11 protein-coding genes and 1 pseudogene are annotated in these 15,536 nt (G+C 45.6%); all 12 read right to left on the reverse strand.

Translation table 11 applies throughout. The features are described from left to right. Position 1: 1 nt before the first annotated feature. Entirely contained in the window at positions 2-1,081 is a 1,080-nt protein-coding gene (locus tag ODU50_RS07660; protein ID WP_398581389.1) for a phosphomevalonate kinase, read from the reverse strand. Position 1,082: 1 nt separating this feature from the next. Next, a complete protein-coding gene (gene mvaD, locus ODU50_RS07665; RefSeq protein WP_398581390.1) occupies positions 1,083-2,108 on the reverse strand; it encodes a diphosphomevalonate decarboxylase in 1,026 nt (341 codons plus the stop codon). Beyond that, a complete protein-coding gene (gene mvk / locus ODU50_RS07670) occupies positions 2,101-3,036 on the reverse strand; it encodes a mevalonate kinase (RefSeq protein ID WP_398581391.1) in 936 nt (311 codons plus the stop codon). The genes mvaD and mvk overlap by 8 nt, the downstream gene beginning before the upstream one ends. Positions 3,037-3,390: 354 nt before the next feature. Beyond that, on the reverse strand, positions 3,391-4,668 hold the full coding sequence (locus ODU50_RS07675) for an MATE family efflux transporter (protein ID WP_105153391.1): 1,278 nt from the start codon (positions 4,666-4,668) through the stop codon (positions 3,391-3,393). A 5-nt stretch (positions 4,669-4,673) separates the two neighbouring features. Continuing rightward, positions 4,674-5,207 carry an ATP-binding cassette domain-containing protein gene (locus ODU50_RS07680; RefSeq protein ID WP_228381359.1) on the reverse strand — a complete coding sequence of 178 codons (534 nt, stop codon included), beginning with the start codon at positions 5,205-5,207 and terminating at the stop codon, positions 4,674-4,676. Next, positions 5,116-6,102: an ABC transporter ATP-binding protein gene (locus ODU50_RS07685; protein ID WP_238145663.1), complete on the reverse strand. Its 987-nt coding sequence runs from the start codon at positions 6,100-6,102 to the stop codon at positions 5,116-5,118. Before ODU50_RS07685 ends, ODU50_RS07680 begins: the two co-directional genes overlap by 92 nt. Next, entirely contained in the window at positions 6,066-6,725 is a 660-nt protein-coding gene (locus ODU50_RS07690; RefSeq protein WP_105105573.1) for an energy-coupling factor transporter transmembrane component T, read from the reverse strand. The genes ODU50_RS07685 and ODU50_RS07690 overlap by 37 nt, the downstream gene beginning before the upstream one ends. Beyond that, positions 6,722-7,315, reverse strand: a complete 594-nt coding sequence (locus ODU50_RS07695) for an MptD family putative ECF transporter S component (RefSeq protein WP_105105574.1) — start codon at positions 7,313-7,315, stop codon at positions 6,722-6,724. Before ODU50_RS07695 ends, ODU50_RS07690 begins: the two co-directional genes overlap by 4 nt. After that, the gene (locus ODU50_RS07700) at positions 7,316-8,977 is read right to left on the reverse strand and encodes an amino acid ABC transporter ATP-binding/permease protein (RefSeq protein WP_105153392.1); all 1,662 of its coding nucleotides are present in this window, start codon (positions 8,975-8,977) and stop codon (positions 7,316-7,318) included. Then, positions 8,970-10,728, reverse strand: a pseudogene (locus ODU50_RS07705) (ABC transporter ATP-binding protein/permease). Before ODU50_RS07705 ends, ODU50_RS07700 begins: the two are co-directional and overlap by 8 nt. Positions 10,729-10,854: 126 nt before the next feature. Next, positions 10,855-12,339: a threonine synthase gene (gene thrC, locus ODU50_RS07710; protein ID WP_105153393.1), complete on the reverse strand. Its 1,485-nt coding sequence runs from the start codon at positions 12,337-12,339 to the stop codon at positions 10,855-10,857. Between the two features lie 97 nt (positions 12,340-12,436). Beyond that, positions 12,437-15,535, reverse strand: a complete 3,099-nt coding sequence (locus ODU50_RS07715; RefSeq protein ID WP_044681746.1) for a type I restriction endonuclease subunit R — start codon at positions 15,533-15,535, stop codon at positions 12,437-12,439. Position 15,536: the final 1 nt, after the last annotated feature.

A 15,536-nucleotide genomic window follows, 5' to 3' on the forward strand; every position in this document is an offset into this window, starting at 1 on the left:
CTTATTCTCTACTTGTGATCTTTAGTTGGAGTGGAAGAATGCCGGCTTCTTGCCAAGCCTTCTCAATCGCTGCTTTTTGTTCCCTACTGTCTACCAAGCAAATGCCGCAGTCACCACCACCCGCACCAGATGACTTGGCCACCGCTCCATAAGTCTGAGCCAGGTCACAGAGTTGACTCAGTTGAGGGGTTTCAATGACCAAACCCATTCCTCTCGCAAAGTCCTGTAAGAGCTTGCGGTTTTGAGTAATAGCCTGTCTAGCTGATACTGAATCATTTGTCTGACAGGCTACTATCAACTGTTCTACACAGGTCTTGGAGTCGGCTAGAAACTGGCTATGAATTTGCTCTTTTTCAGCCTGACTTTTTTGGTCTTCCATCTGGGAAACTAGCCTGTCCGTCGAAGCCGCCGATCCTGTCCATCCCACCAAGAGGTCTAAGCCTTCAGGTAACTGAATAGGGCTGATAGACAAACCTTGCCAATCACTTTCCACCAGATCCAGCAGAGACAGCTCTGCCATTTTCCCTAAAAGCCAGGAACGGTCCAGGGAATGATAGGCGATCAAGCCACCGAAACTGGAAGCCGCCAAATCCCCAAAGGAGCCCGTCATACCTAGCTTGGTCTGGGTCAGAGCTGCCAGCTTGTAGGTCAAAAGGGCATCCGCTTGATGACCGTAGTAGGTCAACAGGGCCTTGACTGTCGCAACCGTTACAGCACCAGAGGAACCCAGACCATACTTGGCACCAGAGGCTTGGTCATCTAGGTCGGACTGAACAGATAGGCTATAGGTTCCATGACAAGCATAGCCCTTGGCCCTCAGATAGGCTTCTGTCACCTGCATGGCTGTCTCAATCAGGGCATAGGGATGGCCATCTTGGATGAAAATCTCATTTTCCTTACGCTCCCAGGTCAGATAGAGGTCTGCCTTTTGACTAGAATGAAGACTGCCTTGGTCACTTGTTTCAATGGTGACAGTCAGGTACTGGTCAACCGCCGCAATCACAGCAGGATAACCGGCCTCAACAACTGCATATTCCCCTGCTAGAAAGAGTTTTCCTGGTATCTTTACTTGCACTTTCATGCTAGATTCCCTTTTCAAACGCTGCTTGCGAAGTCTGCCAATCCTTCTCACTGAGGACGTAGGCAGCAGGACCAGGCTTGCTGGTGATGATTTTCTCTCTTGGGAAGACTTTGGACAATTCAGCTACTAGCTCATCCATCTGACTTGCTCGGCAGAGGATCTTGACATTTGGTCCCGCATCCATGGTCATGTAGGCTGATAAGCCAGTTGCTTCACGAACCTGACGGACTGCCTCTTGAGCCACCAGGCTATCGGCTGACCAGTAGGTAAAGGGTGGATTGGCAGAGAGCGTTGTTGCATGCATTTTCATGCCATTGTGTTCTGTGATTTGACCAAGTTTTTCAAAATCACGGCTGGCAATAGCTGCCTTGATGTCCACCAAGTCTTGCTTAGCGGTTTCTACCCAGGCTGAGTAGAAAGGCGAAGTCGCGACCGTATGGTCCATCCCCTCTCGACTGGCAATCTTTTTCGGTCCGGTATTGACCGCCAAGACGACCATTCCGATATCCCAATCCGCATCGTCAATGGGGTGAGCCATAGAATCTTCCGAACCAGTTCCCATGTCCCACTCTACAAATCCACCGAATAGGCTACGGGTGCTAGAGCCAGACCCCCTGCGAGCAAGGGTTGATAGGGTGGCTGGTGATAAATCTAAATCCAAGGCAGTTGCGGTTGCAAGTGCAAGGGCTGCGAAGGCTGATGCTGAGCTGGCCAAACCAGCTGCAGTCGGAACAAAATTTAGACTTTCCACTCGGGCAAATGCCCTTTCACCTATATATTCGCAAAACAAATCCAAAAATCGAGAAATTTTTAAAATTTCTTTTTCTTTTTGTAACATTCCGTTGAGATAGAACTCATCGGCAGTCAATTCTGGGTCAAAAACAACCTTGGTATCCGTATAAAATGCGTCAAGGGTCAGGGATAAACTGGAATTCATGGGTAGGAATAATTCCTTATCTCGTTTTCCCCAGTATTTAATCAAGGCAATATTGGTATGGGCACGGGCAATGCCTGTCTGTTTAGTCATTGGTTTCTCCTAAGTACTGTATCCAGGTTTGGCGGGCACCTGCTTGGTAAAGGATGTGTGCAAGTTTTTGGGCATCCTGGGCTGTTCTTGCCAGGGCAATCATGCAACCGCCACGACCACCACCGGTTAATTTGGCTCCGAGGGCTCCATTTTCTTGGGCAAGGCTGACTAGCTTATCTAGGCTAGGATCAGACACGCCTAATTCTTGCAGGAGGGCATGGGCTTGGTTCATTCTGCTGCCTAGAAGCTCTGCCTGGTCTGTGGCTAAATCTTCCTTGGCCTGTCGGGTCAAGTTGCCTAGTTCTTCTACTAGCTTGATAGCCTCTGGCTTTTTCTCCAACAAATCAGCCACGTCTGAAATGGCTTCTAGGGTATTTCCCGTCACGCCTGTATCAGCCACCACCAAGTGGGCGTGGAGTTTCAGCACCAAGGGCTCGATGGGCTGGTGCTTGATAAAAAAGACGGGAGACTTACCACTGGTGGTTGCCGCATCAACGCCCGAGGGATTGCCGTGGGCAATTTTTTCCGAAGACTGTACAATGTCCCAGAGCTCACTGTCTATCAGCTCTTTTTCATAGTAGGCAAAGAGGGCGCGGGCAACGGCTACTGCCACCGCAGCACTGGAGCCCATACCTCGCTCGGCAGGAATGGTGGAACTAATCTCGATATGAATAGCTGGGTCTGTCGGTGCTCCAATACGATAGAGCGAGAAGCGGATGGCATGCTTGAGGCTTTCCCAGATTTTTGGCATCTTGTGCACTAAGCCTTTATAGAAGTCACAAGCAACAGTCAGCGCTTCCCCTTGAGCAGTTACCTGAGCAATAATTTCAACAGCAGAAAAAGGCATAGCAATTGCTGGTTGCCCATAGACCACCGCATGCTCTCCCATCAAAATGATTTTTCCATTCGCTTTTCCTACTACCGACATACTTTTCTCCTTATACAATCACTACTATTATACCATTTTTACATAAGAATAGAACACACGAAAACAGCCGACCGCGGTCGACTGTTCTCTAGGAGATTATATGAAAAAGAAAGTTGTTCGCTATTTCTAGCTTGAATATAGTATATAGCTACTAACTTAAACGAAACTGAAAGATTTCTTAGATTTTTCTAAAGCAATTTCTCATACTTATTTTCTTAAAACTTAACACGAAAACAGCCGACCGCGGTCGACTGTTCTCTGGAGATTATATGAAAAAGAAATTCGCTATTTCTAGCTTGAATATAGTATATAGCTACAAACTTAAAAGAAACTGAAAATTTTCTTAGCCTTATCTTAAATTGATTCTTGTTTTGAATACCTATACTGAAAAAATAGCACCCCTGCTCGGAAGGCATTATCTAAAATCGTTGCAATCCAAATGGCTGACAAACCGATTTTAAAAAATGTTACAAGTAAATAAGCTATGCCAATCCGCACTAGCCACATACCGATAGTTGTGGCATAAAAGGGTAATCTAGCATTTCCCAAACCTTGCCAAAGAGCTGTCATAATAAGAGTGCCTGCTGTAAAGGGAACTCCCAACATGGCATAAAATAATACTGTTTGACTAGCTTGTGCTGCTTGAATATCCTTAGTATAAAGGTCGATTAGGAAAGGCCCCGCAAAATAAGTTATACTAGCCACCAAAAACATAAACAGCAAAGAAAGGCCAAAGCTTGTTCGAAAAATATGTCGAACCATAGCCTTATCCTGTCTGTGTTTTGCTGTAAGGATGATTGTAGCGGTAGCAATCCCTAAAGCTGGCATATAGTTAAACTGCGTCAGGGTTTCTCCAATCGCATTTCCAGCTACCGTCGCTGTTCCTAAGCTGGTAATCAAAGCTACGACTACCACATCTCCCACCCGCATCATCAACCGTTCACCAGTTGCTGGCAGGGCAAGTCTAAGCAGTTCTTTATCAAAGGACCAGGTCCATGGTTTTAAAGAAATTGGTAAGCGAGACCAAAGCAGGCTACAACCAATCAACCGCGATAAGACCGTGCCAATCGCAACTCCAGCTACACCTGCATGAAGCACAAAGACTGCAAATGCTGAAAATAGTGCATTTAGAACATTTGAGAGCAGGCTGATATACATAGGAAAACGTGGTTCCCCCAAGGTTCGTAAGATTGCACTCAAACTTGTCATAAGTCCCAAAAAAGGTGCTCCCCCACCAACCAATATCAAATAAAGACCTCCAGCCTGTACCACTTCTGACTCTGCCCCCAAGCTAGTAAGTACTATTGGACCTGCCAGAACTGAAAAAATTCCTAAAAGGAGACCGGTAAAAACTGTAAACTTGACACTTTCACTAGCAGTTCCTCCAATGCCTTCTGAACCCCCTTCACCCAAAGCCTGAGCCAAACGAGAAGACACCGCTGCTGCTAGGGCAATAAAAACCGCCTGATAGACGGCTAAAATATTATTAGCAAGGGAAACTCCAGACAAGGCTACGATGCCAATACTGGCTACTAGATAAGAGTCTACTACCCCCATTAACATCTGGAGAAGGTTTTCCCCCATGGCTGGAAAGGCAATGGTTAAAATTTCTTTATAGGTTTGTTTGTTCATAATCTCTATTTCAACTGTTTAATATCTACTATTTTATCACAAACCAGATTCAATAGCTCTTCATCGTGAGAAATTAACAAAACCAACTTATTCTTCATTTTTAAGTCTACTAAAGCGGAAGCAACTTGCTGCATTCGTCTCAAATCCAAGCCGCTCGTCGGTTCATCAAAAATGAAAATTTCCTTATCTGCCAGTAAGCTAGCCACTATCATCACGCGCTGTTGTTCACCGCCCGATAAACTGACCGGATGTCTCTCCAACAAATCCGATAGACCAAAACGAGCCACCAAATGTTCATCGACAGCTCTATTTTTCCTTCCAAGAGTAAGTTCTCGCTCAACACTTTCCGCAAATAGTTGGAGTCGAACATCCTGCATAACAAAGGCTGTTTTTTCCAATCTCTGGCGACTAGATAAGGTTTGACCTTGCCAAGAAATCCTACTCTTCTTATCTTCCGCTAAACCGACCAGATAACGAGCAAGGCTTGTTTTTCCAGAACCATTCGCTCCAACCAGACCCACCACCTGTCCTGATGCCAAGCAGAGTTTTTTCAATCTCGTAGAGAGTATTCTCTTTCTGACTTACCGATAAATTTTCAACAAGTAAACCCTCTTTATCATTAACAAACTGGTCTGCCAGCTCTGCTATTGCCCGCCCATAAGGCTCCGAGTCATAACAACGCAGTCCCATATCCTGACGGCATTCTTCTGTCCGACTTAAAAACTCATCTGCTAGATAATCCGTCACCACTTGCCCATCTTGAAAATATAAATAGCGATCTGCCAACTGACTGAGATAAGACAGTCTATGCTCGGCAATAATAATGGTCTTGCCTCGGCTTTTTAAAGTTTTCAAGATGTCCTCTACAATCGCAATCCCTTCCTGATCTAGGTTGGCAGTCGGCTCATCTAAAACCAAGACATCTGTCCCTTGCATAGCTGCAACGGCCAAGGCTAGACGTTGTTGCTGCCCACCTGATAGACTGGAAATCATTCGCTGGCTAAGAGAAGCCAAACCAAATAATTCCATAACCCAAGCCAGGCGATTCTCGATTTCTTCTCTTGACAAACCCTGATTTTCACAAGGGAAAACCAATTCCTGCAAGACCTGACTATGAAAAAATTGAGTAGACGGATGCTGAAAGACTGAAGCAATGTGCCGGGATATTTCTTCCAGACTAGATTTTTGTAAATCCAAGTCCCCTAAGAAAATTTGTCCCGAAAGCTGAGCAGGATAATATTCTGGCGTCAAACCATTTAACACCTTGAGAAAACTAGACTTCCCAGAGCCACTCTCCCCACATAAAACAACACACTGGCCTTCTGGAATGGTCAAATTCTCTATCTGCAAGGCTGGTTTATCTGCTCCTGAATAAGTTAATGCTACATTTTTTACCGTCACAGCCGGACGAGAATCAGAAAACCGAGACAACATAAACAAAGACTCCAATCTAGCACGGTCCAAGACGACCGAATATATGCAGGTGATTTTGTAGATACAGCCAAACCTTTTGTCAGACTAGCTACTGTCAATTCCTGAGCTGTTCGCAAGAGAGACATCATCAAGGGAACCAAGAAAAACTCCATGTACTGGAGTGGCTTGCAAACCACATCTCTCTTCCTTAAAAAAATTCCTCTAACCTTCAAAGAGGCACAAATCGTACGAGCATCCTGTTTAATGGCAGGTAGGAAACGAAACATTACTCCCAACGTCAAAAGAAATACCTCTGGCAGGTGCCATTTCCGCAAGCCATGAATGAGTTCGTAACCACTTGTCGTCATCAGTAATAGATGTCCTGCCAAAAGCGGAGGCCATGTATAGGTCAATACAAGCAACAAATGCGTCAGCCATGCTGGTAAAAATGTAATATAGGATAACAGACAAAAAATAGAAAAGGCTATCGGACTCATTATAGCCATTTTCCGCTTTCCAGAAAACCAGAAAAGCAGGCTAAGGCCTAAGACCAGCACTGCATTTTCTAATATTGTAAGCCTCATCCCATAGGTAAAACTAGTGAAGATGACGAGAATAATTTTTGTACGAGCATCTAATTTCATGAAAGATAACCTGATTGTTTAAAATAGCGCTTAAGCATATATTGACCAAACAAACCACTGATAAGAGCTGTTAAGATAATGGTCGTTGATAACCAGAGGACATTGGCTGGCGTGAAATCTAACATGACACGGGCTATATATTCTGCTGATTTTCCACGTGCCAAAAGATTGGCCTCATAGGCATCTCGCATGAACCACATAAGAATAATAGGTCCCAAGTTTCCAAAAGAGAAAATGACATAGCTAAGAAGATTGGTCCATTTTTGTTTGTAGCGACCTGACTTCGCTACCATTTCTGCCAAAAAACCAAAGGTCAAACTTGGGAGAAAGGCCGCTGTCATATAGCCTGATAGGAAAAAGAAACAGGCCATGACTGCTCCAACCAGACTAATTGAACCAAATTTACCAACCTTGGCTACCAATAACATATAAACAGGTCCTGCCAAAAGGGCTGCTCCAGCAGGTGCATACATCATATTACCCGAACGATCAAAAACCAAGCTCAACAAGGTTCCTAGACCAACACAAACAAAGTAGAGGGCAGCAAAAGCCCCTGTTACCATCAGATCTTTTACTTGTAATTTCTTCATTTATTTTTCCTTTACTAATTGTCCGTCTTCCAAGCGGAAAATGGTATCCGCACAAGCCATGGTCGAGCTTCTATGAGAAATCAAGAAGACCATGCCCTGGCAGTGTTCCTTAACCAGCTGGATAAAGCGGGCTTCATTGAGCGAATCTAGGTTACTAGTTGGCTCATCAAAGATATAGCAATCCGCATTTTTGAGCAGGGCTCGCATGAGTTCCAAGCGTTGCCCCTCTCCTGCTGAAAAATCACTGGCCTCCACAAGCGTATCCAAGCCCTGCAGTGCTGCCAAAATCCGTTCTTTCATGTGGCATTTTTCTGCCAAGTCCATGATGGTTTCATCCGATATATCCGTACGACCCAAGACAAGATTTTCCCGAATGGTCTGGCGGAAGATTTGTGGCACCTGTGGTACATAGGCAAAAGCCCCCTGCAAATGAGCCTTATCTACCTGCCGACTATCCAAGCCAGACAGGCGGATTTGGCCTTGCTGCCAGTCATACCACCGCATGATTAGTTTCATCAAGGTGGATTTTCCTGCACCGGACTCACCGACCAGACCAATGATGCCACCCTGTTCAAACTGGACAGACAGATTGCGATAGAGCCCTGTTTCTCGGTCATCATAGTCGAAGTCCACTTGCTCAATAGCAATATCCGTCACGCTGACCTCTACCAAGTCACCTGTTCGCTCTGCTTCTTTTTCATCCAAAAGAGCATAGATGTTCCGACCAGCATTCATAGCCCGCTTGAAACCAAGAGGCAGACGGCTGAGCTCCAAGAAGGGAGCAAAGGAACTGGTAAAGGAAACCAGAAGAGCCACTCCTGTCGCTAGTTCCAAGTTTTGACTGCCGACCAAGTCGAAGGTCAGCCAGGCAAAGCCCATGATAGACAGACCCACCACCAAAAAGGAAACGGCATACTGCATAAAGTTGGTCTGGGCAACCTTTCGCTCCTGACCGTTGACCTCCTGACTTTTCTGCGTCAGAGTGGCAAAACGAGCATCTGTCTGCTGGAACTGCATCAGGTCCTTCATGCTCTTGAGACTTTCAATAAAGTAGGAAACATAGCCCTTACGGCTAGCATTTTGCTCTTTGAGCAAGGGCTGCAGCTGCTTGGCAAACCGATTTGGAATAGCAATTGCCAAAAGGGCATAGGTCACCAAAGCCAGAAGGGCCAAGCCCCAGCTGGATAGACCAAAATAGACTGTCAAACCAAGAGCCACTAAAATCCCTGTACAAATCGGGGCAATGGTATGGGCAAAGAAAACCTCCAAGGCCTCAATGTCCTCACCAATCATCTTAAGCAGGCTACCGCTGTCCTGCCGGTCCAATTTCCCAGGAACCAGGGCCCTCAATTTTGCGAAAATCAAACGACGATAGGCCGCCAGCGTATGAAAGGCCACATAATGACCAAAGTAATGCTCACCATAGCGGAAGGCACCACGTAAAAGAGCTAGGAGAATGAGGGTTCCCAAAGTCCATAGCGGAGCGGGATTGCCAGCAAGGGCATCAAAAGCCAGGTAGACCAGGGTTACTGGAATCGCAATGGTCACCACCTGTCCCAAGACTGCAAAGCAGACCGCCACCGCAATCCGTGGCAAGAGGTGTTTCATCGAGCCCAAGAGTCTCGGAATCAGCACCCGTATCGGCATTTCTTTCTTATCCATAAACGGCTTCCTCCAATTCTCTTTGTTGGTCGACCAGCTGACGATAGGCCGAGCTAGTCTGATAAAGTGTAGCATGACTGCCTGTCACAGCCCCCTCCGCAGACAAGAAGAGAATATCATCTGCCTGTTCCACCTGCTTCATCTTATGGGTAATAATGATGACAATGGCATCTTTCGCCACCAGGTTTATCAAGTCGTAAATCAAGCCTTCATTGTCCTGATCGACGCTAGACGTCACCTCGTCAAAGATATAGAGCGAGCGTTTGGCCAAAACCGCACGGGCACAGATGACCTGCTGACGTTGACCAGGTGACAAGAAAGCACCGTCATCGCCCACAATCGTGTCTAGACCGTCTGGCAGATGCTTAACAAACTGCAAGACTCCACGCTGATCTGCCCAAGCCAAGATGTCTTCCTTGGTCCAATCACCAGCCATACGTAAATTCTCATAGATCGACTGGTTGAGCAAGGTTGACTGGCCCGACACATAGAGGACCTGCTCATTCAGAGATACCTGACTGACACCTGAAATCTCCTGCTCACCCAAGTATATCACTCCCTTATTCGCCCGCAAACGTCGCAAGAGCAACTGGGCCAAGGTCGTTTTCCCCTGCCCTGACTCACCGGCCAAGGCATAAACCTTGCCAGCCATCATGGTCATGGAAATATCTTCTAGGACTGGCTTTTCTCCGTAGGCAAAGGCCAGATTTTCCAGTTTCAGACTGTCAAAAGCAGGCACATGGGCTGCATTGATTTCCTGCTCCGCTGTCATGCTGTCCAGGAAACCAAAAAATGCGATCCGCCATCTTGGTATTCATCATGACCAAGTGCATACCGTAGCCCTGCTCCCGTATGGGTGCAAAAAACTCCGTCGCAATGAGGACAAAGAAAAGCATACTAAAGAGGGAGAGATTGCCTGCCGCTAGGCTATTGACCGCCACAAAACCAGACAGACCAATCCCCAGATACATGACCGCATCCATGTAGCCCACCGCTTGCAGCTGGAAACTGAGCAACTCCATGGTCGCATCGCGGAAGTCCTCCGCCTGCTCATTGAAGGTCTTTTCATAAGCCGCGTCCGCCTGGTAGGAATAGAGGGTATTGAGCCCCTTGAGGTCGTCCAAGAAAAGATTGCCCACATCCATGTAGGAGCCCCAGTAGCGATTCATGATCCGCTTGGACCGCTTCTGCATCGCGATAATGGAAATGGGAATCAGAGGCAGGGCCAGGATGAAAATGACTGCACCTAGCGGGAAAATCAGAAAGACCAGCAAGAGAACAGTCGCACAGTTGAACTGGGTCCGCAAGGAAGAAGCCATGTAGTAGGAATAGTAGGTATCCAGACTGTCAATCCCTTGCGAAGCGATGTTAAAGACATCTGCCGCTGTCGCTTTTGATGCAAACTGACCGTCCTTGGCCAAGAGGGCCTCAAAGAAGGACTGCTTGAGCGAATCCCGAGCAAACTGGGAGCCCAAGCCCTGCAAACGCTTGGCGATCAAGGCCACACCATATCCAAAAGCATTGAGCCCCAGCAAGATAAGGACAAACCTTACTAAATCAACCTGACCACCCTCATAGTAGGTCACAAAGCCCTTAGCAATCAGATAGAAGGAAATAATCCGCATCAAAAATTGTACCCAGGATAGAAAGGCTGCCAAATAGACCAGCTTCATCTTGGGCTTGATACGTTCTTTGAGCCGCTTCAAGAGGGCTTTTTTCTTTTCACGAGAAATTTTTTCTTCTTGTGCCATTGTTTACCTCTCTAAAACATATTCCATTATAGTATATCATTCTTTAAATTATCTGTAAATTTTAATTTTAATGATAATAAAAAACAAACTGCTCAAAATAAGCAGTTTGTCATCAGTCATTTTTTATTACACACCCAAATAACGTTCTACTTCAACCTGCATATCTGCAGCTGCAACAACGGTATTGTGGCGGACAGGTGCCGTTTCCAAGCCGTCCACAGCTGGTGGCAGGGCTACACCTGAAATCTCATGCAGTTTGGCAAGGGCTTCAAAGTCAGTCAAGCCTGACTGGCCTGTCACAGCTTCAACCGCAACCACTGGGAACTTGTACGGACTTGCTGTAGAAGCAATCACTGTCGGAGTTTGGTCCCCTGTTTGCTCCACATACTGTTTATAGACAGCTGAGGCAACAGCCGTATGTGGATCTTCAATGTAGTCTGACTCCTCATGGACACGCTTGATTTCCGCAGCGGTTTCTTCTTCCGTCGCAAAGGCGGCAGCAAAGAGAGATAAGATGTCCGCGTCAGCTCCTTGAATGTCATACTGACCAGCTGTGTTCAAAGCTTCCATCAATTCAGCTGTTTTTGCAGCGTCATTGCCAAAGAGGTGGAAAATCAACCGTTCCAAGTTAGAGGACACCAAGATGTCCATGGACGGACTGGTGGTCACGCGGAAGGTACGGTTCTTGTCGTAAACGCCTGTCGAGAAGAAGTCGGTCAAGACATTGTTGTCGTTGGACGCACAGATGAGCTTGCCAACTGGCAGACCGATCTGCTTAGCGTAGTAAGCCGCCAAGATGTTACCGAAGTTACCTGTCGGAACGGTGAAGTTGACCTTGTCACCCGCCGCAATCTCACCAGTCTTAACCAACTGAGCGTAGGCATAGACATAGTAAACAATCTGTGGCACCAAGCGGCCGATGTTCATGGAGTTAGCTGATGAAAATTGGAGTTTCTTAGCCGCCAACTTGGCACGAAGAGCCTCATCGTTGAACATGTGCTTGACGTTGGTTTGGGCATCGTCAAAGTTTCCATCAATAGCCACCACGTGAGTATTAGCCCCTGTCTGCGTGGTCATCTGCAATTCTTGGACCTTAGACACCCCGTCACGTGGGTAGAAAACAATGATTTGCGTACCAGGAACGTCTGCAAAACCAGCCATGGCTGCCTTGCCCGTGTCGCCTGATGTCGCGGTCAAGATGACAATCTCATTTTCCAAACCATGCTTTTTAGCCGCAGTCGTCATCAAGTAAGGCAGGATGGACAGAGCCATATCCTTAAAGGCAATGGTTGAGCCTCGGAAGAGCTCCAAGTTGTACTGACCTTTTAGCTTGACAACTGGGGCAATAACTGGCGTGTCAAACTTGCTGTCGTAGGCATTGTTGATACAGTAATCCAGCTCGTCTGCCGTGAAATCATCCAAGAAAGCCGACAAAATCAGCTTGGCAACTTCTTGATAAGAAGCGTCTTTCAAAACAGAAAAATCCAAGTCAACTGCAGGAATAGAAATCGGTGTGAACAAACCACCGTCGGTCGCCAAGCCCTGTAAAATCGCCTGACTAGCCGATACAGTATTTTTAGCATCGCGTGTTGATTGATATACTAATGTCATGGTATCCCTCATAAAAAATCTATTTTTTCTATTCTACCATAAATTGACAGAAAATTGTGAAAGATAAGCCAAAAAACCGAACAGATGTCCGGTTTTCTTAGTCGATACTTCCACCAATCCCCTTAAATTTTTCAACCAAGGCACTGATTTTTTGGAAAACAGTCTGCTTCTTCGTATGATACTGAGGATTTAGGGGGCTCATCTTTGGCAAGGTTTCGTTGAGAGCATTCCCATTTTCACTGGCATATTCCCTCCTCAAAGAAAGTTGAATATACCGCTTGGCACTCTCTTCATTCAAGCCTTCTTGCTGAATAAGCTCGGCAACTTCTTTTTTCTGTTCCTTCCGAGCAAAGAGGAAGAATTTTTCGATAATGTCCGTCTTATCCACAAAACTATCCAAATCACTTCGACGAATAAACTTCACAATCAAGTCTTCCTTGGCTCGATTACCAAGACTGGCACGAATTGTCCGTATGATTTCTTCTACCAAAGCGTCCTTGTCCGATACTGTTTTATTGGTTTCAAAAATCAATTCCAAGATATAATCTAGATTGATCTCTTGTGATTTCAACAACTCGACCTCAAAGACCACCGAATCCCAGTCTACTGTTGATTTGCTGTCTTGCTGATTCTGGCGTTCTCGTGTATACCAATCTCTGATATCATTGTAGGCAGAACGATAGTCCTGAATTTCCCGAACTGTCGGTATAGGGAGCTGAGCCAGCTTTTCCATCGTTTCAATATCCATCTGGTATTTGGCTTGAAAAGCAGCTACTTCCTCAGGATTTTCAAAATCAAGCATCTGAACAGCCTGTAAACGCACAAAGTCATCGTAGTTCTGGAGAATATTATCCAGCTTCAAAAACTTCCCAAACAAATCTACAAAGGCTTTCTTATCACTTTCTTTGACAATCTCTCTTGGATCTGGAAAACGCTCCAGGAGCTCCTGAGCAACAGCCAAATAGCCTGCTTCTTGTTCACCAGCATCGACATAACCCTCCAAGTAATCTTTATAGGAGCGTTCCAACAAGACCTCTGCTGTTTCCGTTTTTCCAAAGAGCTTGATAGCATCTGTCGTCGCCTTCTCCAAATCTCGAAATGTTACGATATTGCCAAAAGACTTGGTCGCATCATAAATCCGATTGGTTCGTGAAAAAGCTTGGATAAGACCATGATAGCGGAGATTTTTATCTACAAATAAGGTATTCAAAGTAGGGGCATCAAAACCTGTCAAGAACATTCCCACTACAATCAATAAATCGACCTCACCCGTCTTCACTCGCTTGGCTAAGTCACGGTAATAATTCTGGAAATCATTGCCGTTGATTGTGTAATTGGTTTGAAACAGCTGATTGTAATCATGCACGCAACGACTTAAAAATTCCTTACTGCTGAGGTCTGGTAAGTCATTCGGAGTAAAATTCTCATCATCAATTTCCCCAATCGCAGCCTGGGCCTCGTTAGCCGCAAAAGAGAAAATCGTCGCAATTTTTAGTGGCTTTTCTCGCCCTGCTTGCTGCTCCTGCAATTCCTGGTAATAGGCTTTGGCAGCTTCAACACTCGAAACGGCAAACATAGCATTAAAGCCTTTTCCTGACTGGCGATGTGTTTTTTGATTGAAATGCTCCAAGATATAGCTGGAAATTTCTGAGATGCGAGTTGGGTGTAAAAGAGCTTTCTTGGGCTCAGCAGCACTCAACTTTTCCAAATCCTGCTCTGTTTCATAGGCCTTGAATTGTGGGCGGACATCATTGTAATCCACCATGAATTTCAAGACCTTCTGATCCCGTATGGCATCAGTAATAACGTAAGAATGGAGTTCTTTTCCAAAGACAGATTGAGTGGTTTCTGCACCTAAAGCATTCTCCACCTTAATCGGTGTCCCTGTAAAGCCAAATTGACAATATTTCTTGAATTTTTGCTTCAGGCGTTTTTGGGCCTCCCCAAACTGCGAGCGGTGACACTCATCAAAAATGAAAACCACTTGCTTGTCATAGATTTCGTGCTCCTGCTCACTTGTCATGAAATGATTGAGCTTTTGAATGGTGGTCACCACAATTTTATTGTCATCTTTTTCAATGTTTCGCTTGAGCCCTGCAGTACTGTTGGAGCCATTGACCGAATCTGGAGAGAACCGCTGGTACTCCTTCATGGTCTGATAATCCAAGTCCTTGCGGTCCACCACGAAAAAGACCTTGTCCACTTCGGCCATCTCCGTCGCCAAGCGTGCCGCTTTAAAACTAGTCAAGGTCTTTCCAGATCCAGTCGTATGCCAGATATAGCCACCTGTTTCCGGTCCACTCTTGATTTTTGAAGCAATAGCAGAGCGAATTTTCCAGATAATCCTCTCAGTCGCCGCAATCTGATAAGGACGCATGATTAACAAGGTATCACTGGTATCAAAAACGGAATAATTGATCAAGACATTTAACAAGGTCTGCTTGCTTAAGAAAGTTGCTGTGAAGTCCTTCAAATCCTTGATCGGATTATTATTCTTCAAGGCCCAATTCATAGTGAAATCAAAGGAATTCTTATTCCGCTTGGTCGTATTGGCAAAGTAGCGGGTATCTGTCCCATTTGAAATAATAAAGAGTTGCAGGTACTTGAAGAGGGAATTTTCTTCGTTAAAACTTTCCTTGCTGTAGCGATGGACCTGGTTAAAAGCCTCCCGAATGGCAACTCCGCGTTTTTTCAACTCAATCTGAACCAAGGGCAAACCATTGACCAAGAGGGTCACATCGTACCGATTGGCACTCGTACCGGTCTGCTTCATCTGGTTAATGATCTGCAATTTGTTTCGACTGATGTTTTTCTTATCCCACAGGTAAATATTTTGAATATGCCCGTCATCAAAAATAAAGTCATAGACGTGATCATCATGAAGCTTACGCGTCCGATCAATCAAGCTCTCGCTTGGTTTATTCAAATACTCATCCAAAAACCGTTGCCACTCCGCATCCGTAAAACTGACACGATTGAGCATTTCCATCTGCGTCCGAAGATTCCCTAGCAATGCTTCAGGAGTGGTCAGGTAGTTCAGATACTCATAACCTTGCTGCTGCAAATCCGCAATCAGCTCCTTCTCCAAATCAGCTTCTGTCTGATAATGACCTGGCTGTACTGACTTCACATACTTGTCCAAAACGATGAAATTGTTGGATTCGATAATTGGGTCTGTTTGAATGAATTCGGACATA

The organism is Streptococcus sp. 2020WUSS084, from assembly GCF_044427445.1.
GTDB lineage: Bacteria > Bacillota > Bacilli > Lactobacillales > Streptococcaceae > Streptococcus > Streptococcus suis.